General features: G+C 70.1%; 21 protein-coding genes. 14 read left to right on the plus strand and 7 right to left on the minus strand.

The window, feature by feature from the left end; genetic code table 11:
* Window positions 1-60: 60 nt before the first annotated feature.
* Window positions 61-1980, minus strand: a complete 1920-nt coding sequence (locus ABZX02_RS38470; protein WP_355306114.1) for a helicase-associated domain-containing protein — start codon at window positions 1978-1980, stop codon at window positions 61-63.
* 76 nt (window positions 1981-2056) lie between these two features.
* On the opposite strand from ABZX02_RS38470, the gene ABZX02_RS38475 reads away from it, so the two are divergent.
* Window positions 2057-2698, plus strand: a complete 642-nt coding sequence (locus tag ABZX02_RS38475) for a DUF2461 domain-containing protein (protein ID WP_355306116.1) — start codon at window positions 2057-2059, stop codon at window positions 2696-2698.
* 16 nt (window positions 2699-2714) lie between these two features.
* On the opposite strand, the gene ABZX02_RS38480 is transcribed toward ABZX02_RS38475, so the two are convergent.
* Both ABZX02_RS38480 and ABZX02_RS38485 read right to left on the minus strand, forming a co-directional pair.
* Window positions 2715-3917, minus strand: a complete 1203-nt coding sequence (locus ABZX02_RS38480; RefSeq protein WP_355306118.1) for a transposase — start codon at window positions 3915-3917, stop codon at window positions 2715-2717.
* A gap of 48 nt (window positions 3918-3965) precedes the next feature.
* On the minus strand, window positions 3966-4316 hold the full coding sequence (locus tag ABZX02_RS38485; RefSeq protein ID WP_355306120.1) for a VanZ family protein: 351 nt from the start codon (window positions 4314-4316) through the stop codon (window positions 3966-3968).
* 64 nt (window positions 4317-4380) lie between these two features.
* Here ABZX02_RS38485 and pyk point away from each other — a divergent pair, with 64 nt between their 5' ends.
* From pyk to ABZX02_RS38505, 4 genes are all read left to right on the plus strand, one after another.
* On the plus strand, window positions 4381-5805 hold the full coding sequence (pyk, locus tag ABZX02_RS38490; RefSeq protein WP_355306122.1) for a pyruvate kinase: 1425 nt from the start codon (window positions 4381-4383) through the stop codon (window positions 5803-5805).
* Between the two features lie 112 nt (window positions 5806-5917).
* Window positions 5918-6820 (plus strand): acyl-CoA thioesterase II, encoded by a 903-nt coding sequence (gene tesB / locus ABZX02_RS38495; protein WP_355306124.1) that lies wholly within the window; start codon window positions 5918-5920, stop codon window positions 6818-6820.
* A gap of 82 nt (window positions 6821-6902) precedes the next feature.
* Window positions 6903-7460 (plus strand): Uma2 family endonuclease, encoded by a 558-nt coding sequence (locus tag ABZX02_RS38500; RefSeq protein ID WP_355306126.1) that lies wholly within the window; start codon window positions 6903-6905, stop codon window positions 7458-7460.
* A gap of 64 nt (window positions 7461-7524) precedes the next feature.
* Window positions 7525-8046: a Uma2 family endonuclease gene (locus ABZX02_RS38505; RefSeq protein WP_355306168.1), complete on the plus strand. Its 522-nt coding sequence runs from the start codon at window positions 7525-7527 to the stop codon at window positions 8044-8046.
* On the opposite strand, the gene ABZX02_RS38510 is transcribed toward ABZX02_RS38505, so the two are convergent.
* The gene (locus ABZX02_RS38510; protein ID WP_355306128.1) at window positions 8021-8545 is read right to left on the minus strand and encodes an Lrp/AsnC family transcriptional regulator; all 525 of its coding nucleotides are present in this window, start codon (window positions 8543-8545) and stop codon (window positions 8021-8023) included. The genes ABZX02_RS38505 and ABZX02_RS38510 overlap by 26 nt on opposite strands.
* Window positions 8546-8605: 60 nt before the next feature.
* Here ABZX02_RS38510 and ABZX02_RS38515 point away from each other — a divergent pair, with 60 nt between their 5' ends.
* A complete protein-coding gene (locus tag ABZX02_RS38515; RefSeq protein WP_355306130.1) occupies window positions 8606-9199 on the plus strand; it encodes a LysE family translocator in 594 nt (197 codons plus the stop codon).
* Here ABZX02_RS38515 and ABZX02_RS38520 read toward each other — a convergent pair.
* Window positions 9182-9484 (minus strand): DUF2218 domain-containing protein, encoded by a 303-nt coding sequence (locus ABZX02_RS38520; RefSeq protein ID WP_189158634.1) that lies wholly within the window; start codon window positions 9482-9484, stop codon window positions 9182-9184. The two genes, ABZX02_RS38515 and ABZX02_RS38520, sit on opposite strands and share 18 nt — an antisense overlap.
* 120 nt (window positions 9485-9604) lie before the next feature.
* On the opposite strand from ABZX02_RS38520, the gene gndA reads away from it, so the two are divergent.
* Window positions 9605-11035, plus strand: coding sequence for an NADP-dependent phosphogluconate dehydrogenase (gndA, locus tag ABZX02_RS38525; protein ID WP_355306132.1), 1431 nt, complete (start codon window positions 9605-9607; stop codon window positions 11033-11035).
* Window positions 11032-12564 carry a D-alanyl-D-alanine carboxypeptidase/D-alanyl-D-alanine-endopeptidase gene (gene dacB / locus ABZX02_RS38530; RefSeq protein ID WP_355306134.1) on the plus strand — a complete coding sequence of 511 codons (1533 nt, stop codon included), beginning with the start codon at window positions 11032-11034 and terminating at the stop codon, window positions 12562-12564. Before gndA ends, dacB begins: the two co-directional genes overlap by 4 nt.
* A 54-nt stretch (window positions 12565-12618) precedes the next feature.
* Here the strand turns inward: dacB and ABZX02_RS38535 are convergent, their stop codons facing one another.
* Both ABZX02_RS38535 and ABZX02_RS38540 read right to left on the minus strand, forming a co-directional pair.
* Window positions 12619-14832, minus strand: coding sequence for a SulP family inorganic anion transporter (locus ABZX02_RS38535; RefSeq protein WP_355306135.1), 2214 nt, complete (start codon window positions 14830-14832; stop codon window positions 12619-12621).
* A 383-nt stretch (window positions 14833-15215) separates the two neighbouring features.
* A complete protein-coding gene (locus tag ABZX02_RS38540; protein WP_089917134.1) occupies window positions 15216-15533 on the minus strand; it encodes a hypothetical protein in 318 nt (105 codons plus the stop codon).
* Between the two features lie 166 nt (window positions 15534-15699).
* Between ABZX02_RS38540 and ABZX02_RS38545 the strand changes: the two genes are divergently transcribed.
* The 6 genes from ABZX02_RS38545 (at window position 15700) to ABZX02_RS38570 (ending at window position 24035) form a co-directional block, all read left to right on the plus strand.
* On the plus strand, window positions 15700-16545 hold the full coding sequence (locus tag ABZX02_RS38545) for a helix-turn-helix transcriptional regulator (RefSeq protein WP_355306137.1): 846 nt from the start codon (window positions 15700-15702) through the stop codon (window positions 16543-16545).
* A 23-nt stretch (window positions 16546-16568) separates the two neighbouring features.
* Window positions 16569-16760: a DUF397 domain-containing protein gene (locus ABZX02_RS38550; RefSeq protein ID WP_355306139.1), complete on the plus strand. Its 192-nt coding sequence runs from the start codon at window positions 16569-16571 to the stop codon at window positions 16758-16760.
* A gap of 322 nt (window positions 16761-17082) precedes the next feature.
* Window positions 17083-19929, plus strand: a complete 2847-nt coding sequence (locus tag ABZX02_RS38555) for a BTAD domain-containing putative transcriptional regulator (RefSeq protein ID WP_355306140.1) — start codon at window positions 17083-17085, stop codon at window positions 19927-19929.
* A gap of 95 nt (window positions 19930-20024) precedes the next feature.
* Window positions 20025-20177, plus strand: coding sequence for a hypothetical protein (locus ABZX02_RS38560; protein ID WP_355306141.1), 153 nt, complete (start codon window positions 20025-20027; stop codon window positions 20175-20177).
* Between the two features lie 14 nt (window positions 20178-20191).
* Complete coding sequence (locus tag ABZX02_RS38565) at window positions 20192-23164, plus strand: AAA family ATPase (RefSeq protein WP_355306142.1); 2973 nt, start codon at window positions 20192-20194, stop codon at window positions 23162-23164.
* A 118-nt stretch (window positions 23165-23282) separates the two neighbouring features.
* Window positions 23283-24035 carry an ABC transporter ATP-binding protein gene (locus ABZX02_RS38570; RefSeq protein ID WP_355306144.1) on the plus strand — a complete coding sequence of 251 codons (753 nt, stop codon included), beginning with the start codon at window positions 23283-23285 and terminating at the stop codon, window positions 24033-24035.
* The last annotated feature ends 7 nt before the right edge of the window (window positions 24036-24042 follow it).

Raw genomic sequence — 24042 nt, forward strand, 5'->3', positions numbered from 1 at the left:
GTATCAGCGGGTGATCACGACCGGCCGGGGGACTTCACCAGCTGTTCACCCCGGCAGCGTTCACCCCGGCAGCGCGACCTTGCGGACGTGCCCGATCTCGAAGTCCCGGCTCGTGCCGTCCTCGCAGTCCGCGCTCAGCACACCCTCGAGGTGCTTGGTCGGGACGATCACGTGCGTGTCGGTCCGCCGCGGCCCGCTCGCGTACTTGATCTCGACGCGGCTGCCGTCGACCAGCGCCGACGACAGCAGCACGACCTCCTCGTCGCGCAGGACGACGTTCTGGTCGCGCAGCATCCGCGCCGCGTTCGCGCGCGGCGTGCCCCGGCCGACGCTCGGCCGTTCCTGCTCCACCAGCCGGATCGCGAGCTGGGTCAGCTCCAGGTCGTCCATCTCGGCGCGCCACCACCGCTGCGGGCGGCGCTCGCCCCGGGCCGGCGCCCGCAGCCGGGTGACGGTCTCCAGCACGGCCTTCTCCCCGGCGTCGAGGCCGGTCGGCGCGTACCCGCAGCGGCGCAGGGCGTCGAGCGTCTCGGCCGTCGGCCGGGCGGAGGCGAGCACGGTCGGCGCGAGGAACCGCAGCTTCAGCGACGCGAGCCGCTTGGACTTCACGATCTCCTGCAGCAGCAACGGGTCCGCCGCCCGCACGCAGCTCGCCACGTCCGTCACCGTCAGCTGCCCGTGCCGCCGCGCCACGTCGCGCACCTGGTACTCGATCACCTGGGGCAGCGCGGCCTCCGAGACGGCGCTCAGCCGCGCGAGCACCTCGTCGGCGGACAGGCCCGAGTCGAGCGCGCGCCGCACCGACCCCGCCGAGATCCGCCAGACCCGTGCCGCGTCGTTGTCCTCCAGGTCCGCCACCAGGTTCAGCGTCGCGCTGAGCTCCGGCGACGGCAGTCCGTTCACCACCGCGGTCATGTCCGTCTGGAACGCGGCCTTCTCGGTCGCGGGCGGCATCAGCTCGCCCGCCGGGGTGTCGACGTCACCGTCGTGCAGCACCGCGACACCTAATGGCGTGAGCGCGCCACCGGCCACCAGGCCGAGCGACTCCACCTCGCCGATCACCGCGGCGGTCGCGCGGACGTCGTGCACGGCGGGCAGCTCCCACGCGAGCTCCGCGACGAGCTCGCCGACGTCGGTGAACGCCTCCCGCGCCGAGAACCGCTCCAGCACGCCCCGCCGCAGCAGCAGCCCGTTCGAGCCCGGGTAGTCGCGCAACGCCGCCCGCGCGAGGTCCGGCTCCGGCCGCCAGTCCATCCGCCGCCACGCCGCGACCAGAGCCGCGAGCCGCGGTCCCGGCTGCGCGGCGAGCCACGCGTCACCCTGCTTCGTGGGCAGCAGCCGCGACCTCTCCACCCCGACCAGCTGCGCCTCGGCGGCGAGCTCCAGCCACAGCCGCAGCACCCCGTCCGGGACCCGCAACGCCCTGGCCACCCGCCGGATCTCCACCGTCGCCACCCCGCCGGTGTGACGGGCGTCGAACGTGTCCTGGTCGCAGTGCGCCAGCAGTCGCGCCACTCCGTCCACAGTGGACATCGCGGCCACGATGGGCGACACGGCGGACGCCTTGCGGGTGGCCGGCTTCTTCGGCCGCGGCGTCAGCTGCCCCTGCGCCGCACCGTTCGCGCGCACCGAGTTCACGGCGGCCAGCCGCGACCCCTCCGGCCACGCCAGTGCCCGTTGCTTCAGCTCGCCGAACGCCCGCTCGAACTCCTCGGTGGTGCAGTGCAGCTCGGCGCACACCGTGTCGACCGTCCCGGAGTTGTTCTGCGCCACAATCGCGCCGAGCACGTCGAGCGCGCCCTGGTCCAGCGTGTCCTCGACCGCGTGCACCGAGTCGGAGTCGGTCAGCTGCGCCGCCAGGTCCTTCACCGTGCGGAGGTAGCGGTCGGCGACGTCGCGGCGGTGCGTCAGGATCGCGGCCACCTCGTCGGGACCGAGTCGGAGGAGCCAGGTCGCGAGCGCGTTGATACGGCGAGGCATTCGTCGGATTATGGCCCCGGTTGTGTGTCCTCAAACGAATTTTCACGCTCATGGGCGATCGGCCTAGGCTGACTCGGTGACGTTCAGCGGTTTCGGCGAGTACGCCATCGACTTCTACGACGGCCTGGTTCTGGACAACTCGAAGGCGTACTGGGACGACAACAAGGAGACTTACCTGCGCGACGTGCGCGCCCCGATGGAGGCGCTGCTGCGCGCGCTGGAGAAGGAGTTCGGCGAGGGCAAGGTGTTCCGGCCGTACCGCGACGTGCGGTTCGCCAAGGACAAGACGCCGTACAAGGACCACTGCGGCGGCGTGATCGAGAAGGGCCGCGGCGGCGGCGCGTACTACGTGCAGCTCAGTCCCGAGGGGCTCATGGTGGGCGGCGGCTCGTTCCACATGCAGTCCGACCAGCTGGCCCGCTACCGCGCTTCGGTCGACGCGCACGGCGTGCTGCTGCGCAAGATCGTCGACGAGCTGGTTGGGCAGGGCTGGACGCTCGCCGGCGACGTGATGAAGTCGAGGCCGCGTGGGTTCGCCGACGACCATCCGCACCTCGACCTGCTGCGGTACCGGTCGATCTACGTGCGCAAGGTGTGGGAGCCGGACGACGTGCTGCACGAGCCGGGGTGCCTGGACCGGGTGCGCAAGTCGTGGAGGCAGCTCAAGGACTTCAACGCGTGGTGCGAGGACCACGTCGGCTTGAGTCTTCCTCGCTGAAGCGAGGATTTCTGGCTCACGCTGCCTGACCGTCCGGCGGACGGTCAGGTCTTGTGCGATCAGCACCAGCCGGGACGAAACCTGCCCGGTTGATCATCACGTGCGCGGAGTTCACGTCGCGTGGTTGAGTGTTTCCGCAGGTGTTGCAGGTGTAGACGCGTTGACCGAGCGGCAATGCGTGCTTGGTTCTCGCTCCGCATCGAGCACAGTCCGTAGTGGTGTGGCTGGGATGGACGAGACGGAGATCCCGTCCGTGTTTGGCGGCCATCTCGATCAGTTCGCGCTTGGTCGCGCCGATCGCGGCGTCCGCTGCCTTGCGCGCCAGCGTGGACTTCGCCATGAACGCCGGCTTGAGGTCCTCGACGGCGATCTGGTCGAAGTCCGCCACCACGCGTTTGGCCCACTTGCGGGCGGTGTCCTGCCGCTGGCGCACGACCTTCTTGTGCGCTTTGGCGGCATGGAGTCGTGCCCGCTGGTACCCCTTCGAGCCGGGCTTGCCTTCACGGCCCTTCCGGCGGGCCATCTGGCGCTGGTAGCGCGTCAGGCGGCCCGAAGCGTTCTTGCCGTGGTGCGGGTGCGGCAGGTCGTGCTCGGGGCTGGTGGTGGTCGCCAGGCGCCGTACTCCCCAGTCGATGCCGATCGCTTTCCCGGTCGCCGGGAGAGGCTGGGGCCGGCCAGGCAGCACGAACGAGGCGTACCAGTGGCCCAGGCTGTCCTGGAAGACCCGTACCGACGAAGGCTCCGCAGGTAGTTCGCGTGACCACACCGGCCGCACCGATATCCCGCCTGCCAGTAGCAGCTGGCGCTGGACCAGCCGAAACCCGCGCTTCGTGTAGTTCAGCGTTGGCCGAGTACCACGCTTCTTCCGGTATCTGGGCATGCCCGCACGGCGGTGAACCGGAAGTCCGGACTTGATGTCCTTCATCGCCTTGGCGCGTGACTGCCCGAAGTCGCGGATCGTTTGTTGCTGAGCCACGCTGCTGCCCGCCCGCAGCCAGGCGACCTGACCGCGGGCGTCGGTCAGCATCTTGTCCAGTGCGGCCGGGCCGCATGTCTGTCTGCCCACTTCAGAGGGATGGACCTGGTTGAGCGCGTGCACTTCTCGGGACTTGGCCACGCACTCGTTCCACAGCCACCTGCAGCGTCCCCACTCCGCCGTCAGCGACGCAAGCGCATGCTTCGACATGCGGAGTCGATAGGTGAAGCGGACGTGGTCCATTAACGGAGAGTAGAACAGCCGTTCGGTGTCAAAAGGGGGTTTGATCGCTCAGCTTTCACGGCGCCGCGGTCGCCGAGTCCTCCAGGCGGAGAACCTCGTGAACGCCAGCCAACCCACGCCGATGCCGAGCACGTCCACCAGCGCGTCCACCACGTCGCCGCTGCGGTGCAGGGGAGTGATGACCTGCTGGAGGACCTCGGAAAGCCCTGCGTACGCCACGAGCGCGAGCAGGATGTGAGGAATTCTCGCGTACAGGCCGGTGAACGCCAGCAGCGCGAACAGCACCGTGTGCACCACCTTGTCGGTGCCGGGCGGCGAGCTCGGCACACCTGACTCCGGGGTGAACAGAACGATGACGCTGAGCAACGCCGCGATCACGAAAGGCAGTACTCGACCCATTGCCGAAACATTACCGAGGAGTAGTTCGGGATCGGTCCAGGAACGGGGTCTACTCTCTCTAGACGTGAGTCGACGCGCAAAGATCGTCTGTACCCTCGGTCCCGCCACTGGCACGCCGGACAAGGTCCGCGACCTGGTAGCGGCCGGTATGGACGTGGCCAGGATGAACTTCAGCCACGGCAGCCATGCCGACCACAAGCAGGTCTACGACATGGTCCGCGCGGCAGCCGACGAGTCCGGCCGCGCCGTGGGCATCCTCGCCGACCTCCAGGGCCCCAAGATCCGCCTCGGCCGTTTCGCCGCGGGTCCCGTGGACTGGAACACCGGCGACGTCGTCCGCGTCACCGTCGAGGACGTCGAGGGCACGCACGACCGCGTGTCGACGACGTACAAGGAGCTCGCGAAGGACGCCAAGGTCGGCGACCGCCTGCTCGTCGACGACGGCAAGGTCGGCCTCGTGGTCATCGACGTCGAAGGTTCCGACGTCGTGTGCGAGGTCACCGAAGGCGGACCCGTCAGCAACAACAAGGGCCTCTCGCTGCCCGGCATGGACGTCTCCGTGCCGGCGCTGTCGGAGAAGGACATCGAAGACCTCGAGTTCGCGCTCTCGCTCGGCGTGGACTTCATCGCACTGTCGTTCGTCCGCTCGCCCGCCGACATCGACCTGGTCCACCAGGTCATGGACCGCGCGGGCAGCCGCCGCCTCCCGGTGATCGCCAAGATCGAGAAGCCGGAGGCCGTGGACAACCTCGAGGCCATCGTCCTCGCGTTCGACGGCGTCATGGTCGCCCGCGGTGACCTGGGCGTCGAGCTGCCGCTGGAGAGCGTGCCGCTGGTGCAGAAGCGCGCGATCCAGATCGCCCGCGAGAACGCCAAGCCGGTCATCGTCGCGACCCAGATGCTCGACTCGATGATCACGAACTCCCGCCCGACCCGCGCCGAGACGTCCGACGTCGCGAACGCGGTGCTCGACGGCGCGGACGCCCTGATGCTGTCCGGTGAGACCTCGGTCGGCCGCTACGCCATCGAGTCCGTGCAGACCATGGGCCGCATCATCGAGGCCGTCGAGACCGAGTCGACCGTCGTGCCGCCGCTGACGCACGTCCCGCGCACCAAGCGCGGCGTGATCTCGTACGCGGCCCGCGACATCGGCGAGCGCCTCAACGCCAAGGCCCTGGTCGCGTTCACGCAGTCCGGCGACACCGTGCGCCGGTTGGCGAGGTTGCACACGCACCTGCCGCTGCTGGCGTTCACGCCGGAGCCGTCGGTCCGCTCGCAGCTGTCGCTGACGTGGGGCACCGAGACGTTCCTGGTCCCGAAGGTGGAGTCCACCGACGAGATGGTCCGCCAGGTGGACGTGGCCATGATCGAGATCGGCCGCTACCAGGCCGGCGACCTGATGGTCGTCGTCGCGGGCTCGCCCCCCGGCACCATCGGCTCGACCAACCTCATCCGGGTGCACCGCCTGGGCGAGGACGACCACGCGTAAGTGCTCTGACTCTCAGTCAGGTCCGTCGTGATGCCGGCCCTGCTCCCGCATACTGGACGTGTGCCGGGAGCAGGGCCGGTGCGTTCGCTGGAGACCTAGGGAGAGTTCTGCCGTGACTGAGGCAGCCCGTGCCGCCGCGTCGAGCCCGTCGGGCCTGAGCGGGCAATCCGCAGTGGACGACCTGGTCGCGTTGCTCGACCTGGAACGCATCGAGGAGAACATCTTCCGCGGTGTCTCCCCGGCCGAGTCGCCGGTGCGCGTCTTCGGCGGCCAGGTGGCGGGCCAGGCCCTAGTCGCCGCCGGCCGCACCGTCCCCGTCGAGCGCCGCGTGCACTCGCTGCACTCGTACTTCATCCGCCCCGGCGACCCGCGCGTGCCGATCGTGTACGAGGTGGACCGGATCCGGGACGGACGGTCCTTCACGACCCGCCGCGTCGTCGCCGTGCAGCACGGCAAGGCGATCTTCTCGCTGTCCGCGTCGTTCCAGGTGGAGGAACAGGGCGTCGAGCACACCTCGGACATGCCGTCGGTGCCGGACCCCGAGTCGCTGCCGACGTGGAGCGAGTCCGCCAAGAGCTACCCGCTGGTGAACCTGAAGTTCCCGCGCCCCATCGACGTCCGCTACGTGACCGAGCCGCCGTGGGAGTCGCGTGAGGACGGTCCGGGCGAGGCGGCGTCGCGGGTGTGGATGAAGGCGGACGGCAAGCTGCCGGACGACCCGATGCTGCAGCTGTGCGTGATGACGTACGCGTCGGACATGACGCTGCTGGACGGGGTTCTGGCGCGGCACGGGGTTTATTGGGGGCTGGACAAGGTCCTCGGGGCCTCTTTGGACCACGCGATGTGGTTCCACCGGCCGTTCCGGGCGGACGAGTGGTTGTTGTACGACACGACTTCGCCGTCGGCTTCCGGGAATCGGGGGTTGGCCACCGGGCGGTTCTTCACGCAGGACGGGCACTTGGTGGCGACGGTGGTGCAGGAGGGTCTGATCCGGGTGATCAAGCCGTCCGAGTGATGGCATGGAGGATCTCCAAGCAGGAGGCTGGTGAGAGCTGGTGGCGGAAGAGACTCCAACGAGGCCGGACAAGGGTGACCACATGACTGCTGCAGAGTGGCCGGATCACCTGGTGAGCCTGGACGAGTGGGACGCGATGCCAGAGGACAAGAACCTCGAGCTCGTAGATGGAGTCCTGCACGTGTCGGCCGCAGCCATACCCTCGCATCAGCTGGCACAGAACAGGTTGGCCTACTGGCTCGACGAGCAGTTGCCGCCGAGTCTGGCCGCCTACGCCGACGTCGACGTCACGTTCGACCGCTCGCACCGGCCGACCGTGCGCAAGCCCGACATCACTGTGGTGACGGCGGAGGCGGCGGACCGCCACCCCAAGCGGTTCGACGTCGAGGACGTGGTTCTCGCGGTGGAGATCGTGTCCCCTGGTTCCGAGCGCTCCGACCGCGTCACCAAACCCACCCTGTACGCCAAGTCCGGCATCGCGCACTACTGGCTCGTCGAACTCGGCACACCGATCAGCCTGACCGCGTTCGAACTCGTCGACGGCGTCTACAAGGTCGTGGAGGACGTAGTGGGTGAGGTCCGGCTGACTCGCCCCGCCCCGCTGGCGTTCGACCTCGACAGGCTCGCCCGTCCCCGTTAGCCCTCATTCGCACCCTTGAGTGATCAAGCGCGACACCGGACGCGTCGATGACCGTGGCGTGACCATGACGCTGGCGGGCTACGACGCGATGCCCGACGAGGACTGCAAGCGACACGAGATCGTCGGCGGCGAGCTGGTCGAGATGCCGGGGCGCACCATTCGGCACCAGCGGGCGCTCATGGTGCTCCTGCGCATGCTGCTCGACCACTTGCCGGACCACCTCGAGGTGGTGCACTCCTTCGACGTCCTGCTCGAGGACGGCCCCCGGCCGCTCCTGCGCAAACCGGACCTGGTGGTGACGCGGGACTTGCGGGACGACGTCACCCGGTTCGACGCCAGGGACGTGGCGCTCGTCGTCGAGATCATGTCCGAGGAGAGCGAGCACGTCGACCTGTCCGTCAAGCTGCGCGAGTACGCCGCCGCGGGCATCCCGGACTACTGGATCGTCGCCCTGGACCGCCCGGCCAGCATGGCGGCCTACGCCCTCGCGGACGGCCGGTACGAGCTCTCGGCGGCCGGCACGCGGACCATCGACGTGCTGCGGCCGGCACCGATGGCGCTCAACCTGGATGAGCTGATCCGCTAGCCCGGCGGCGGTGCTTCGGGCGCAGGGTCGCGGGCGGGGTCAGCGCGCGCGTCTCCACGCGTTCCAGCACCACCGACGACGTCAGGTTCCGGACCTCGGTCCGCGAGGCGATCTTGTCCATCAGGAACGCCTGCAGGTGCGTCGAGTCGGCCACCGCGATGTGGATCAGGAAGTCCGCCTGGCCGGAGACGTGGAAGATCGACCGCGTCTCCGGCTGCGCCATCACGAACGCGCGGAACGACGCCACGACGGACCTGGTGTGCGGGCGGACGTTCACCGAGATCACGGCCTCCAGGGGCAGGCCCGTGGTGGCCGGGTCGACGACGGCGTGGCAGCCGGTGATGACGCCGAGGTCGCGCAGCCGCCGGACGCGTTGCAGGCACGAGGACGGCGCCAGGCCGACGATCTCGGCCAGCGCGCGGTTCGGGAGGGTGGCGTCGTTCTGCAACTCCTCCAGGATGTGCCAGTCGACCGAATCCAGTTCGGCTTGTTCGCGCATAACCGAACATCGTACTGAGCTACTGGAACGTACACGAACGAACAGCAGACGATCTGCGTCATGCACATCGCGTGGACGTCGTTCCTGCTGGCGCTCGTGGTCATCACGGTCGTGCCCGGCCCCGACTTCGTACTGGTCATGGGGAACGCTGTCCGCAGCCTCCGCAAGGGCGTCGAGGCGGCGCTCGGCGTGCTGACCGGGTTGTTGATCCACGGCACGCTCGCGACGCTCGGGCTGTCCGCGCTCGTGGCGGCGGCGCCGACCGCGTTGTTCGTCGTCAAGGCGATCGGCGCGGTCTACCTCGCTTACATCGGCTTCATGACGTTGAGGTCGGCCAACAAGCCCATCGAGGAACAGCCCGTGCAGAAGAACGTGTTCCTGCGCGGGATGTTGTGCGACCTGTTGAACCCCAAGGTGATGCTCACGTTCCTGAGCCTCATCCCGCAGGCGATGGACCCGCACGCCGCGCCGCTGCCGCAGGCCGCGCTCCTCAGCGCCGTCACGGTCGGTGTGTTCGCGGTGTTCTGGGTGATCGTGGTGCCGTCGGCACGTCAGCTGGGGCGGTTGCTGAGCAGGCCCAAGACCCGTGCGCACTTCGAACGGGTCTGTGGGACCGCTCTCATCGGGCTGGCGGCGTCAGTTCTCGCTACCTGAGTCCCACGTGACGGACAGCTCGTCACGGGTGCCGAACCGGACCAGGTGCCGTTCCACGACATCGCGCAGGCGCGCCACGTCCTCCTCCGACGTGCACACCACGCGCATGATCAACGCGTCGTCCGCGGCCTCGAACTCCGCGAGTCCCGCGGAGAAGCGGACGAAACCGCGGGTGTCCTCCCAGGACCCTTCGAGGTCCTTGGCCGTGAAGTGCTTCACCAGCTGCGATCCGTACCTCGGGGCACGGTCGGTCGCCGAGCGTCCCACGCTCGTGAATTCCGTCATGAAGCCAACTTACGCCTAGCACTACGTACCGGCACGTGACGCGGTTCACCTGGCAAAACGGAGTCTGAGAACACCCTGTGACACCTCGCGCAAAGTCGAAGAACACGGCAGGCTGTGCGCATGACGGAAGGCAAAGCACGTATCGCGGTCACCGGTCTTGCCACCATGGGCAGCAACCTCGCGCGCAACCTCGCGCGCCACGGGTTCAAGGTTGCCGTGCACAACCGGACGCCCGCGAAGATGAAGGCCCTGCTCGACGAGCACGGCCACGAGGGCGACTTCGTCGGCGCCGAGACGCTGCAGGACCTGGTCGACAGCCTGCAGACGCCGCGCCAGATCATCATCATGGTCAAGGCGGGTGGCCCGACCGACGCCGTCATCGACGAGCTGAGCGGCATCCTCGAGCCGGGCGACATGGTCATCGACGGCGGCAACGCCCACTTCAACGACACGCGTCGCCGCGAGGCCGCGTTGAAGGAGAAGGGGCTGCTGTTCGTCGGCGCCGGCATCTCCGGTGGCGAGGAGGGCGCGCTCAACGGCCCCAGCATCATGCCGGGCGGCCCCGCGGAGTCGTACCAGCACGTCGGGCCGGTGTTCGAGGAGATCGCGGCCAAGGTGGACGGTCAGCCGTGCTGCGTGCACGTCGGGCCGGACGGCGCCGGGCACTTCGTGAAGATGGTCCACAACGGCATCGAGTACGCCGACATGCAGCTGATCGCCGAGGCGTACGACCTGCTGAGCCGCATCGGCGGGCAGTCGCCGGCGGAGATCTCCGAGGTCTTCACGCAGTGGAACTCGGGCGACCTGGAGTCGTACCTGGTCGAGATCACCGCCGAGGTGCTCAAGCACGTCGACGCCGACGGCAATCCGCTCGTGCAGGTGATCGAGGACGCCGCCGAGCAGAAGGGCACCGGCCGCTGGACCGTGCAGGAGGCGCTGGAGCTGGGCGTCCCGGTCACCGGCATCGCCGAGGCCGTGTTCGCGCGCTCGCTGTCCGGTCACACCGATCAGCGCAAGGCCGTGCGCGACGCGTTCGGTGCCAGCGAGGTCGTCGCGAAGCCGGACGCCGAGCTCGTCGACGACGTGCGCCAGGCGCTCTACGCGTCGAAGGTCGTCGCGTACGCGCAGGGCTTCGACATGATCCGCGCGGCGTCGCAGGAGTTCGACTGGAACATCGACCTCGGCGCGATGGCGACGATCTGGCGCGGCGGCTGCATCATCCGCGCGCAGTTCCTAAACCGCATCCGCGAGGCGTACGACGCGAACGCGGACCTCGCGTCTCTTCTGGTGGACAACTACTTCCGCGACGCGGTGCAGAACGCGGAGGCCGCTTGGCGCAGGGTCGTGGTCCGTGCGGTGGAGTCCGGCGTGCCGACTCCTGGCTTCGTGTCCGCTTTGGCCTACTACGACGGACTTCGCTCCGAGCGACTGCCCGCCGCGCTCGTGCAGGGACAGCGGGACTTCTTCGGGGCGCACACGTACAGGCGCACGGACAAGCCCGGTAGCTTCCACACGTTGTGGTCGGGTGATCGATCAGAGGTGGAAGCGTGAAATTTCGTGTTCTGGGGGCGGTCGTCGCTGTGGCGGCAGGGTTTTCCCTGACGTCCAGCGGCGGCGCCGTGGCGGTCGGCAACGAGGCCCTCACGGCTGATCTCGACACGATCCTGGCCGACAACGCGCTCAAGGGCGCGGACGTCGGCCTGGTCGTGCGGGACGCCAACTCCGGAGAAGTCATCTACACCAGGCAGAGCAGCAGGCGTTCCCAGGTGGCGTCGAACCTCAAGCTGCTCACCACGACGACGGCGCTGGACCTGCTGGGTCCGGACTACCGCTGGAAGACCGAGCTCGTCTCGGCCGGCACCAGGTCCGGGGCGACGCTCAACGGCGACCTGGCGCTGCGCGGCGGCGGCGACCCGACGATGTCGCGGCTGCGCTACCAGCAGCTCGCGGACGCGCTGAAGGCCAGTGGTGTCACGACGGTCAACGGTTCGCTGGTCGTCGACGACACCAAGTTCGACTCGCAGCCGTACGGCTCGGGCTGGGCGTGGGACGACGAGCCGTACTCCTACAGTGCGGAGACCTCGGCCCTCACGCTCTCGCCGGACGCGAGGTTCAGCGCGGGCACGGTGGTCGTGCGCGTCAAGCCGGGCGCCGCGGCGGGCGCCCCGGCTGTCGTCACGACCGAACCGGCGAACGACCACGTGCAGGTCGTGTCCACGGCGACCACCGGCAACGGTGGCGTCTCCGTGGAACGGGAGCACGGCACGAACCGGATCTTCGTCAGCGGGTCGACGTCGGTCGAGACGACGGCGCTCTCGACGGTCAAGGACCCGACGGGGCTCGTCACCTCGGTGTTCCAGAAGGCCTTGCAGGCCAGCGGGATCACCGTGACCGGCGGGGTCACGAGGCAGAAGGCGCCGGCCGGTGCCGCCGTCCTCGCGACCGACACGTCGATGAAGCTCAGCGAGCTGGTCAGGCCGTTGCTCAAGGACAGCAACAACATGCTGGCCGAGGTGCTGGTCAAGACCGCGGGTGGCTCCTTCACCAACGGCGTCAACCAGCTCAGCACCAAGTGGGCGGGTCTCGGTGTCGACCCGAACGCGGTCGAGGTCTTCGACGGCTCCGGCATGTCGCGGCTCGACCAGTTCTCGCCGGACGACCTGACGTCGGTCCTCGTCAAGGCGAAGACCAAGCCGTGGTTCTCCGCGTGGCAGGCGTCGCTCCCGGTCGCCGGGGTCGACGGCACGCTGGTCAACCGCATGAAGAACACCCCGGCGGCGGGCAACGTGAAGGCCAAGACCGGGTCGCTCTCGGGCGTCTCGGGCCTGTCCGGCTACGTGACCACGGCCGCGGGCCGGGAGCTCGTGTTCTCGGTGGTGCAGAACAACGTCCTGCTGTTCAACAGCCCGCGGGCCATCGAGGACAGGATCGCCGTGCGCCTGGCCTCGGACGGTGGTTCGGCGGTGGCGCCGCAGGTCCAGTCGGTGCCGCAGCAGCGCAAGGCTCCGGCGCAGGACCGCACCGAGGTCCCGGCGAAGGAGCGCGTCGACGTGGAGTGCTCCTGGATCGGCACCTGCTAGGAACTGTCGCAAGTGGAGCCGCCCCGAGTTTTTCCGGGGCGGCTCCTCGCTTTTCTAGGCCGGTGACGGCACGGGTTCGAGCCCGTTGCGGTCCGGGTCGACCAGGTACACGCGGGCGTTCGAGATGTCGAAGTACATGCCCTTCAACGTGAGCGTGCCCGCCGCGATCGCCTCGCGCACGCTCGGGTAGCCGAGCAGGTTGTCAAGCTGCTGGGCGACGTTCGCGACGGCGAGCCGGTCGGCCACCGGCAGGTCCGCGCAGCCGGGCGCCGTGGGCGCGTGGAACCGGATCAGCGACGGTTCCGCGTTGCGCAGCCACGAGTGCAGGTGCGAGCCGCGCGAGACGGACCCGTTCACCAGCGCCTTCATCGCGCCGCAGTCGGAGTGCCCGCACACGACGATCGTGCCGACGTTGAGGATCTCCACCGCGTACTCGATCGCCGCCCCGACCGACCGGTCGTCGGCGGACGCCATCGGCACCAGGTTGCCGATGTTGCGTACGCAGAACAGGTCGCCCGGCCCGGACGTGGTGATCAGGTTCGGCACCACGCGGGAGTCCGCGCACGTGATGAACAGCTGCTGCGGCCGCTGCCCGCGGACCGCGAGCTCGTGCAGGAACGGCCGCACCAGCGGCGCGGACCGGCGCTCGAACTCGTGCATGCCGAGCAGCATCGGGTCGCTCTCCGCGGAGGACCGCTGGGCGGGCAGCGTCACCGGGTCCGGCGTGCCCTGCCAGTGCGACCACGGCGCGAACCAGCGCGGCAGCGGGCCGGGCAACGTCTTGCGCCGCCCCGGTTTGCCCTGGCTCGCCCGGTCGTACCAGGTGTCGTGCACCTCGTCGACCCGCACGTGGCCGCCGAGCCGTTCGTAGTCCTCGCGCCAGTCGTTGATCGCCTCGTACGACGCGTGGTCCAGGTAGTCGATGTGCAGCTCCAGCACCACGGTCCGGCCCGCGGGCATCCGGCGCAGCTCGCGCACGAGCCGGCCGACCCCCAGGAACACCAGCGACCCGCGCACGCACACCCGGTCGCCCTCGACGCGCACCGAGCAGTGCGTCAACCGGTACAGCGCGCGTAGCAACGCGATGGCGAGCCCGACGACGACGCCCTCGAGCAGTCCGAAGAGGACGACACCCAGCGCGGTCGCCGCGTAGACCACGAACTCCTGGTGCCGCACCAGGTTCCGCATCCGGTCGACCGACACGAGCTTGAGCCCGACGAGGAACAGCACGCCCGCCAGTGCGGGCAGCGGGATCAGCTCCAGCGCGGGGGTGAACGCCAGCACCGCCACCGCGATCCACGCGCCCTGGAAGATGGCGGCGTACCGGGTCTTCGCGCCCGCCGCGACGTTCGTGGAGCTCCGCGCGAGACCACCGCTGATCGGGAACCCGCCGAGCGCGCCCGCGAGCACGTTGCCCGTGCCCTGCGCGATCAGCTCCTTGTCCAGCCGGGCGCGCGGCCCGTCGTGCAGCCGGTCCGTGGCGACGGCCGAGAGCAACGACTCCATGCTCGCCACGAGCGCGACCGTGACGACGGCGGTGACCACCGTGCCGGTGCTGCCCTGCGGCATCTCGGGGAACGTCAGCGCGTGGCTGTCCGGCAGGTCGACCCGCGCGACGTCGAGGTGCAGCAGGGACGCGAGCGCGGTGGCGGTGGCGACGGCCACGAGCGGTGCGGGGATCACCGAGACACGCGGGACACGCGGCCACAGCAGCAGCACCGCGATCGCGACCGCGCCGGAGATCACCGACCCCCAGGCGAGCGCGGCCAGTTCGCCCGGCAGCAGCGCGAGGTTCGCGGGCACGGTCGACGACGCCGTGCCGCCCAGCAGGACGACCAGCTGGCCGACCGCGATCGAGATGCCGATGCCCGCGAGCATGCCGTGCACGACGGCGGGGGACAGCGACATCACCAGCCGGCTGATCCCGGTGAGCCCCAGCGCGAGCTGCAGCACGCCCGCCGCCAGCGTGATCGCCGCGGTGGCCGCCCAGCCGAACTGCGCCACCAGACCGGCGACGATGACGACGAGCCCGGTGCCGGGCCCGCTGATCTGCAGTGGTGCTCCGCTGATCGCGCCGACGACGACGCCGCCGATGACCGCGGAGATGATCCCGGCCATCAGCGGCGCGCCCGTGGCGTGCGCGATGCCGAGCGACAGCGGGATCGAGATGAGGAACAGCACGAAGCTCGCGGGCAGGTCGTGCTTCAAGATCAGCGGAGGACCGTGCGGGGTGTGCTCGCCGGCGTTGGACCTGGGTTGGTGGTTCACGTTTTCTTCCCTTTGTGGAATGGCGGCATGGCCCTGTGCAACGGGTGCACAGGGCGGGGAGGGGGAGCTGGAAGGGGTGCGCGCTACGGGCGCTCTAAGGGCAGCAGTCGGCGCGGCCGGACGGCATCGAGCTCGTCGGCGCGGTCATGCGGGGTCGGCACGGGAACACCTCCGTGTCGGCACAGGCATCGTGGGGCGGGATCGGGCCGCGTCACCTCAATGATGAGGCCGGAATCGGGGCTGTGACAGAGGTGTCAGCCAACCGTGTTGATCTTCGCGGGCACCGTCACGCGAGGTGATGACGTAGCAGGGCCGGCTCCGGTCGGGGGGTGCGGAGCCGGCCCAGGTCACGTGGGAACCGAAGAACTATCGAGTTCCGAAAATCAGCCTACCGAGCGCAGGTGCTTGCCGTGCGAAGTCTCCTGCCCGACGACGGTCAGGATCAGCTGCGCCGAGAGGTAAGCACGGCACGGTGCGGGCATCCGCCTGGAGAACCAGCCGCGCTTGCAGGTGGCGCACCGGCCGTGCTCGTCGGGCTGGTGCTCGTCGAGCAGCGCCTTCACCACCGCGACCACCCTCGGCAACTCAACCCTGGCGAGTACGAGGGCGGTCTGGTCGTCGCCGCGTTCGGCGAGGTCGGTGAGTGTGGCCAGGTGTGAGTGCAGCGACTTGTCCAGTTGGCTGAACACCGTGACGGCCATCAGGCTCAGAGCTCCAGTCCGTGCGTAAGCAACTTCAGCAGACTGTCGTGCCGAACCTGCGATCTGCAAGTTGCAGTACACGAATGGATGACGTCTCTTTGCGACGCGCTCCTTTGCTCTCAAACTGAGGGGGACCAGTGAGTGCGGGTGCCACCCAGGAGGTGTCATGCGGGGCAGCAGCCCGACGCTGCGCAAGCGCCGGCTCGTGAGCGAGCTCAGGCGACTGCGCGAGGTGGCCGGGCTGACGATCGAGGAGGTGGGCGAGCGCCTGGAGTGCTCGGCCTCCAAGATCAGCCGCATCGAGACGGGGCGAGTCGGAGTCAGCCCGCGCGACGTGCGGGACATGCTCACCGCCTACGACGCGGACGCCGCCGCCCTCGAGGAACTGGTCCAGCTGGCCAGGGAGGCCCGCCGCAAGGCGTGGTGGGACGAGTTCGGCGACATCGTGCCCGGACGGTACGTGGGGTACGAGGCCGACGCGGACTCGATCAGGACCTACCAGGGCCTGATGATCCCGGGCCTGCTGCAGTGCGAGGCGTACACGAGAGCGTTGATCTCGCAGGGACTGCCGAACGCGAGCAGTGCCGAGATCGACCGGCGCGTCCGGTTGCGCAAGGCCAGGCAGGCCTTGCTGAGCGAGGACGATCCGTTGCGCCTGCACGTCGTGATCGACGAGGCTGCCCTGCGCAGGCTCGTCGGCGGCGCCGGGGTGATGCGCGTGCAGCTGGCGCGTCTCCTCGAAGTCGGTGCACTGCCGAACGTCATGATGCAGGTCGTGCCGTTCGACGCCGGTGGTCATGCTGCGATGGACGGCCCGTTCGTCATCCTGAGCTTTCCCGAGCAGCTCGATCCCGACGTGGTGTACATCGAAAGCACAAGGAGTGGCGTCTACCTGGAACAACAGTCGGACGTCCTTTGGTACGCCGAGATGTTCGAGCGGCTGGTGAGCTCCTCGCTGGACCAGCGGGAGTCGGCAGCCCTGATCGCCGAAGCCGCTCGCGCTCTCGCGTGACTGCGACCGGGAGTGAACGAACAGTGGAGAGCTTGCGTTGGCGCAAGAGCAGCCGGTCCTCGGCCGGTGGTCCGGACTGCGTGGAGATCGCGCTCGTCCGGTCCGGTGCGGCCGTCCGGGACAGCAAGAACGCGGACGGAGCACGGCTGCGGTTCGGTGACGCGGGGTGGGACAGCTTCCTGCACGCCGCGAAGATCGGCTCTTTCGTCAGCTGATCGTAAGACGACGACGAAGGCCCCGGCTGGATGATCCAGCCGGGGCCTTCGTCGTGGAAGGGGGACGAGGGCCGGCCGGCGTTCCGCCGCCGCGGGCTGGATGCCCCTTGCACGCCGGCCGACCCACGTCGATCATGGGGAGCAGCGGGTGTTCCGCTGTCCGGTCCAACCTGTACCGACTCGGCGATCTCCGGTTTCCGTTGATCTCGCCGTCTGTGGTTGGTTGGACACGCTAAGCGTAAGAATGCGCTCTACAGCACGACTGGAGCCCGACTGAAGTGATCTTCAAGCTCCAGGTGGCCCACAGGCGAAGGACAGATCGGTGACGCACGGCGAGGAACCCCTTCGGTTCGAGGTTCTCGGCCTTCTCCGAGTCGTTCGCGCAGGTCAAGAGGTTGATCTCGGTGCGGCGAAACAGCGCGCCGTGCTCGCGGTGCTGCTCCTCGCGCGCAACACGCCGGTCAGTCGCGGGCAGATCATCGAGGCCGTCTGGGGCGACAACGCGCCCTCCAGCGCGGTCAACCTCGTCCAGACCTACGTCGCCGGGCTGCGTCGCGCGCTCGAACCGACCCGTGCGCGCCGGGCCCCTGCCGAGCTGCTGACCTCGGTCGGCGACGGCTACCTGATGCGGGTCGAGCCCGGTGCGCTCGACCTCGACGTGTTCGAACGTCAAGTCCTGCTCGCGCACCGCCTGCGCGCCGCCGGTGACCTGGCCGGAGCCGCGGTCGAGCTGGACGACGCGCTGGCCCTCTTCCGCGCCGAGCCGCTGGGCGGCGTCTCCGGCCTGCACGCCGATGTCGAACGCGGCCGTCTCGTTGAACGCCGGCTCGCGGTGCTGGAGGAACGCGCCGAGCTCGGGCTCGCGATCGGGCAGGGACCGGAACTGGTCTCGCAGCTCGGCACGATGGTCGTCGAGCACCCGTTGCGCGAACGCGGCCACGGGTTGCTGATGCGGGCGCTGGTCCAGGCGGGCCGGCAGGCCGAGGCGCTCGCCGCCTACCGGGAGGCCCGCGCAGTCCTGATCGAGGAGCTCGGCGTCGAGCCCGGACCCGAGCTGCGCCGCGTGCACCAGGCCGTGCTGGCGGGCGACAGCCCCGAGCCGGAACGGGCGCCCGTGCGCGTGCCGCAGCAGGCGGCCGCTCCCGAACCCGCGCCGAGGACGATCCCCGCGCAGCTGCCGCGCAAGCCCGCCGCGTTGATCGGCCGGGACCCCGAGCTCGCCGCCATGGACGCGGTGCTGCGCGGCCACGACGGCCCGGTGCTGCTCGTGACCGGCCCGGCGGGCGTGGGCAAGACGGCGCTGGCGCTGCACTGGTCGCACCGCGTGCGCGAGGAGTTCCCGGACGGCCAGCTCTACGTGGACGTGCACGGGTACGACCCCAACCGCGAGCCGCTCGAGATCGGCGAGGTGCTCAACCGGTTCCTGCGCGCGCTCGGCGTGCCCGCCGGGGACACCCCGGTCTCGGTCGACGAACGCTCCGCGCTGCTGCGCACCGTGCTGGCCGACCGCCGGATGCTCGTGATGCTCGACAACGTCCGCGGCTCGGCCGACCTGGTGCCGTTGCTGCCGGGTGCGCCGTCGTGCGTCGTCGTGACGTCGCGCCGCCGCCTCGTGGGGCTCGTGGCGCAGGTGGAGGCGAAGCTGATCGAGCTGGACATGCTCGACGCCGACGCCGCGGTCGACGTGCTGGGCCGCGTTTCGGGCCGGCCGGACGTGGAGGCCGGGGGCCTGCGTGAGCTGGCCGCGCTGTGCGACGGCCTGCCGCTCGCGTTGCGCATCGCCGCCGCCCGGCTCGCCGTGTCGCCGCGGCTGCGCGTCGCGGAGCTGGTGGAGGAGCTGCAGGACGAGCAGGGCCGGCTGGCCGCGCTCGGCCTGGAAGACGGTGAGGGCACCGTACGAGCCGCATTGGACGCCTCGCGCCGTGCGTTGCCCTCGGAACCCTCGCGGTTGCTGGCGATCATCGGCCTGCACCCCGGCGCCGACCTGACGCCGCACGTGGTGGCGGCGATGGGCGACGTGTCGTTGCCGGAGGCCCAACGCGCGCTGGACGCGTTGACGGCCGCGAACCTGCTGTCGGTCGGCGAACCCGGCCGCCACTTCGCGCACGACCTCGTCCGTGTCTACACGAAGACGCTGGCGGGGGAGCTGTCCGAACCGGAACGCCGTGCCGCCACCGGCCGGATGCTCGACTACTACCTGCACTGCGCCGACCTCGCCGACGGCCTGCTGCCGATCAACCGCGGCAGCGTCCTCGTGGCACCGGAACACCGCCCGGTCCACGTCCCGGCCATCTCGGGTCCCGCGGAGGCGACGGCCTGGTTCGACGCCGAGCGCGCCAACCTGATCGCCGCCGCCGAGCTGGCCTCGGGCTCCGGCTGGCACGTGCACGCCTGGCAGCTGCCGTACACCCTGTCGCGCTACCTGTGGCTGCGCACCGAACGCGAGACGTCGTTGCGCCTCACCGAGGCCGCGCTGCAGGCCGCGATCGCGCTGAACGACGACGACGCGCGGTTCGTCATGCAGTTCAACCTGGGCGTCGCGCTGCTGCAGTTCGAACGCTTCGAGGAGGCGTTGCAGGCCCAGCAGGGCGCGCTGGAGGTGGCGCGCCGCAAGGAGGACGTGCACCAGCAGGCCCGCGCGCTGACGACGGTCGCGGGCACGCTGCAGGACCTGGGCCGGCACGCCGAGGCCGAGGCGCACTACCGCGAGGCGATGGAGATCTCGCGGATCGCCGGCTCGAAGTGGGCTGAGGCCAACGCCCACCACCACCTGGGGCTGCTGTACCTGAGCACCCAGCGCTTCGACGACGCCATGCCGTGGCTGAGGGTGGCGCTGCGGATGTACCACGAGGTCGGCGAGCAGTGCGGTGAAGCGGCCTGCCACGTGGACATCTCGACGGCACTGCTGGAAACCGGCGACACGGACAGTGCGCTGTCCTCCGCGCGCACGGCGCTGGCCGTGGCGTGCGACGCCGTCTCGCCGTACCACCAGGCGCTCGCGCACGACCGGCTAGCGGCGGTGTTCGAGAAGCTGAACGCGGCGGGAGCGACGGCGCACTGGCAGCGGGCGCTCGCGCTGTTCACCGAGCTCGGGGCGCCGGAGGCGGACGGGGTCCGAGCCCGGCTGGCCAGGGCGCGCGCGGTGACGGTGAGCGGCGCCGCGGGGTAAGGGGTCGGCTGGGCGGCCCCGGGTAAGGGGTCGTCCGCCTGGGACTGCGTGATCGCCCGATGCCCGGCACGGGGCCTCAGGACGACTCTCGTGGCATGACCGAATGGACCCCTGAGGCGATCAAGGCGGAAATCGACTACCGACGTGGCAATGCCGTCTGCAACTGGCGGCGGGCCAACCGCGACATGCCGTCGTGGATCAGCCGCGTGATGCACCGCACGTCCGGAAAACACAGCGGCACCGGCTGATGACGTGTGAAACCATGCCCCTTGTGGCGCGTCTCGGTTCCGGAATTCCCCTGGTCGCGCGCGATCGGGAGCTCGACCGGTTGCGCGCAGCACTGGACCGGGCCGGGACGGGCACCGCGGGGGCGGTGCTGCTCGCCGGGGACGCCGGTGTCGGCAAGACCCGGCTGATCGACGAGCTGGCCTCCGGCGCCGGCGACACCCTCGTCCTGATGGGACGGTGCCTCGACGCCGGCGAGACCGGTCTGCCCTACCTGCCGTTCGCCGAGGCCCTGGGGGCGTTGAAGAACGACGTGGCGAACCGGCCGGCGCTCGCGATGTTGCTGCCGCAGCTCGCGTTGCCTGCCGAACGCGAGCCCGGCACCGAGGGCATGATCGCGCCGAGCCTCATCCCCGGCCGCAGGCCCGAGCAGGACGTGGGACAGCTCCAGCTGTTCGACGCCGTGCTCGGGCTGCTGAGCGATCTCTCCGAACGGCAGCGCGTGCTGCTGGTCGTCGAGGACCTGCACTGGGCCGATGCCTCGACCCGCTACCTGCTGTCGTTCCTGTTGGCGCGCCTGCGTTCCCAGCGCCTGCTGGTCGTCGGCACCTACCGCGCGGACGACCTGCACCGCAGCCATCCGTTGCGCCCCTTGCTGTCCGAGCTGGTCCGGCTGCCCGCCGTCGACCGCATGGACCTCACGCCGTTCAACGCCGCGGACGCCCGCCGGTTCGTCGAGGCGCTGTCCGACGACCTGCCGCGTGACGTCCTGAAGCAGGTCGCGGAACGCTCCGAGGGCAACGCCTTCTTCGCCGAGGAGCTCATCGCGGTGGCCACCTGCGACGACGCCAGGTCGTTGCCGTCCGCGCTCGCCGACGTGCTGCTCAGCCGGGTCGAGAGCCTGAGCCCCGAGGCTCAGCACGTCGTGCGCGTCGCGTCCGTGCGCGGGCGCCGGGTCCGGCACTACCGGCTGCACGAGGTCTCCGGCATGGCCGACCTCGCGTTCGACGCGGCGTTGCGGGAACTGGTCCAGCACCACCTGTTCGTCGTGCACGACGACGAGGTCTACGCCTTCCGGCACGCGTTGCTGCGCGAGGCGGTCTACGGCGACCTGCTGCCCGGCGAACGGGTCCGGCTGCACGCCGCGTACGCCCGGCACCTGGCCCAGCACCTGGACGAACGCGGTGCAGCGGCGGCGCTCGCCCACCACGCGTTCGAGAGCCACGACCTGGCGCAGGCGTTGACGGCCTCGATCGCGGCGGCCAGGGAGGCCGAACGCGCCGGTGCCCCTGCGGAGTCGTTGCGGTACCTGGAAAAAGCGCTGAACCTGTGGAACGCGGTGCCCGCCGCCGATCGTCCGTCCGATGTGGACGAGTCGGTCCTGCTGCGGCGCGCGTCCTGGGTCGCGGGCACGGCGGGCCAGCCGGAACGGGCCGTCGCGTTCGCCCGCAGCGCCACCGAGGCCATCGGCGCCGACCAGACGCCGGAGGAGGCCGCGGAGATCTGGCTGCGGCTCTCGCAGGCGCTGTCGATCCTCGACGGCAACGAGGAGGAGGGCTTCCTGGTCCTCGCCAAGGCGTTGCAGCTCGTGCACGACCGCGAGCCGAGTCCCACCCGCGCCAGGGTGTTCGCGGGCAAGGCGTCCTCCCTGCGCCAGCAGCGCAAGGACGCCGAGGCGCGCGAGGCGGCGGAGCTCGCGATCGCGGACGGCCAGACGGCCAACGCGCCGGGCGCGGTCGCGGACGGCCTCGGCACCCTCGCGATCCTCGACGACCACGCGGACCAGCCGGAGGCGGCGAAGGCGAGCTTCGAGCGCGCGATCCAGTGCGCCCGCGAGGTCGGGGCGTTCAACAACGAGCTGAGGGCTTGGTACTACTACGGCCTGATGCACTACGACCGCGGCGAGCTGGCCGAGTCGGCGCGCGTGTTCAACCTCGCGGGCGACCGGGCCAAGGAGACCGGCCTGACCTGGAGCATGTTCGGGCTGGAGATCCGCATCCTGCAGGTGCTGGTGCACTACTACCTGGGCGACTGGGACTACGCGGCGTGGGCCAGCGAGCCGCCCGGCATGTCGGTGTCCTCGACGGTGCTCGCGCGCCTCGCGTCGGCGAGCACGCACCTCACGGTCTCGCGCGGCGACCTGGCCGAGTCCGAGCGGATGATCACGAAGCTGCGCAGCGACTGGCACCGCGACATCCAGATCGCCCTGATCAACGGTGGGACGGGCGCGGAGCTCGCGTTGTGGCGCGGCCGTCCGGAGCTCGCCGTCGAACGGGTCACCGACGCGCTCGCGTGGGCCCGCAAGCTCGGCGGCCCGTGGATGCTCGCGGGCATCAGGATCGGCGCGATCGGCATCGCCGCGCACGCGGAGATCGCCGCGAAGGCCCGCCGCAAGCGCGACGCGCAGGCCGAGGAGAACGCCGTCCAGGCTGGTCTCGACCTCGCCGAGCACGTGCGGCTGACCGCGCAGAACGGCAAGCCGCGGGCCGGCACGCTCGGTCCGGAGGGACGGGCGTGGCTCGCGCGGGCCAACGCCGAGGAGACGCGGCTGCGCGGCGCGGGCGATCCGGGGCTGTGGCAGAAAGCGGTCGACGAGTTCGGCTACGGCGTCGCGTTCGAGCAGGCGCTGTGCCGGTGGCGGCTCGCGGAGGCGTTGCTCGGCGCGGACCGCCGCGACGAGGCCGTGGAGCAGCTGCGCCAGGCCGACGAGGTGGCGACGCGGCTCAAAGCCGTGCCGCTCGCCGAGGCCGTCGCCGCGAGCGCCAAGCGGGCCCGCATCACCCTGCGGGCGGACGAACCGGTGCGCGAGCAGGTCGACCTCTTCACCCCGCGTGAACGCGACGTGCTCGGCCTGGTGGCCTCGGGGCGGACGAACCGCGAGGTCGGCGAGGAGCTCTACATCAGCGAGAAGACCGTGTCCGTGCACCTGTCCCGGATCATGGCCAAGCTGGGGGCCTCGCGGCGCGCGGAGGCCGTGGCGATCGCGTACGACCGGGGTCTGCTGGAATAGCCCTGGTTGTCATACCTCAGGCTGATGCGCAACGCGTCGCGGAGTTGATGTCCGCGTACTCAGGCTGCTCCTAGCTTCTTCCTCAGCGAGAACGTCCCCTGTGAGGAAGGCAAGAGACATGTCTGCACTGGTGTCCGAGGTCGGCACCCGGACCGCCGCAGCGGCCCACAACCTGGTGAAGGTCTACGGCAAGGGTGACACCGCGGTGCGGGCGCTCGACGGCATCGACGTCGCCTTCCAGGCCGGTCGCTTCACCGCCATCATGGGTCCGTCCGGCTCCGGCAAGTCCACGCTGATGCACTGCCTCGCGGGACTGGACACGGTGGACGGTGGCGCGATCCACATCGGACAGACCGAGATCACGAAGCTGAACGACAAGGACCTGACCAAGCTGCGCCGCGACCGCGTCGGCTTCGTGTTCCAGGCCTTCAACCTGCTGCCGACGCTGACCGCCGAGCAGAACATCACGCTGGGCCTCGAACTGGCGGGCCGCAAGCCCGACAAGGAGTGGTTCGACACCATCGTCAACGTCCTGGGCCTGCGCGACCGCCTCACGCACCGCCCGACGGAGCTGTCCGGTGGCCAGCAGCAGCGCGTGGCCTGCGCCCGTGCGCTCGTCGCCCGTCCCGAGGTCATCTTCGCCGACGAGCCGACCGGCAACCTGGACTCCCGCAGCGGCGCCGAGGTCCTCGACTTCCTGCGCATGTCGGTCCGCAAGATGGGCCAGACCGTGATCATGGTGACGCACGACCCGGTGGCCGCGAGCTACGCGGACCGCGTGGTGCTGCTCGCCGACGGCCGGCTCGCGGGCGAGATCCACCAGCCCACCACCGAGTCCGTCGTCAACGCCCTCACGCACCTGGGAGCGTGAGCCACCG

The organism is Lentzea sp. NPDC003310, from assembly GCF_040610935.1.
In the GTDB taxonomy this organism is placed as follows: Bacteria; Actinomycetota; Actinomycetes; order Mycobacteriales; family Pseudonocardiaceae; genus Lentzea.

Bases quoted from the DNA above. Each gene is read 5' to 3' on its own strand.
- ABZX02_RS38470 (WP_355306114.1), bottom strand. From the start codon at position 1,980: ATGCCTCGCCGTATCAACGCGCTCGCGACCTGGCTCCTCCGACTCGGT.
- ABZX02_RS38480 (WP_355306118.1), bottom strand. From the start codon at position 3,917: ATGGACCACGTCCGCTTCACCTATCGACTCCGCATGTCGAAGCATGCG.
- ABZX02_RS38485 (WP_355306120.1), bottom strand. From the start codon at position 4,316: ATGGGTCGAGTACTGCCTTTCGTGATCGCGGCGTTGCTCAGCGTCATC.
- ABZX02_RS38500 (WP_355306126.1), top strand. From the start codon at position 6,903: ATGACTGCTGCAGAGTGGCCGGATCACCTGGTGAGCCTGGACGAGTGG.
- ABZX02_RS38505 (WP_355306168.1), top strand. From the start codon at position 7,525: ATGACGCTGGCGGGCTACGACGCGATGCCCGACGAGGACTGCAAGCGA.
- ABZX02_RS38510 (WP_355306128.1), bottom strand. From the start codon at position 8,545: ATGCGCGAACAAGCCGAACTGGATTCGGTCGACTGGCACATCCTGGAG.
- ABZX02_RS38515 (WP_355306130.1), top strand. From the start codon at position 8,606: ATGCACATCGCGTGGACGTCGTTCCTGCTGGCGCTCGTGGTCATCACG.
- ABZX02_RS38520 (WP_189158634.1), bottom strand. From the start codon at position 9,484: ATGACGGAATTCACGAGCGTGGGACGCTCGGCGACCGACCGTGCCCCG.
- gndA (WP_355306132.1), top strand. From the start codon at position 9,605: ATGACGGAAGGCAAAGCACGTATCGCGGTCACCGGTCTTGCCACCATG.
- ABZX02_RS38540 (WP_089917134.1), bottom strand. From the start codon at position 15,533: ATGGCCGTCACGGTGTTCAGCCAACTGGACAAGTCGCTGCACTCACAC.
- ABZX02_RS38545 (WP_355306137.1), top strand. From the start codon at position 15,700: ATGCGGGGCAGCAGCCCGACGCTGCGCAAGCGCCGGCTCGTGAGCGAG.
- ABZX02_RS38560 (WP_355306141.1), top strand. From the start codon at position 20,025: ATGACCGAATGGACCCCTGAGGCGATCAAGGCGGAAATCGACTACCGA.
- ABZX02_RS38565 (WP_355306142.1), top strand. From the start codon at position 20,192: ATGCCCCTTGTGGCGCGTCTCGGTTCCGGAATTCCCCTGGTCGCGCGC.
- ABZX02_RS38570 (WP_355306144.1), top strand. From the start codon at position 23,283: ATGTCTGCACTGGTGTCCGAGGTCGGCACCCGGACCGCCGCAGCGGCC.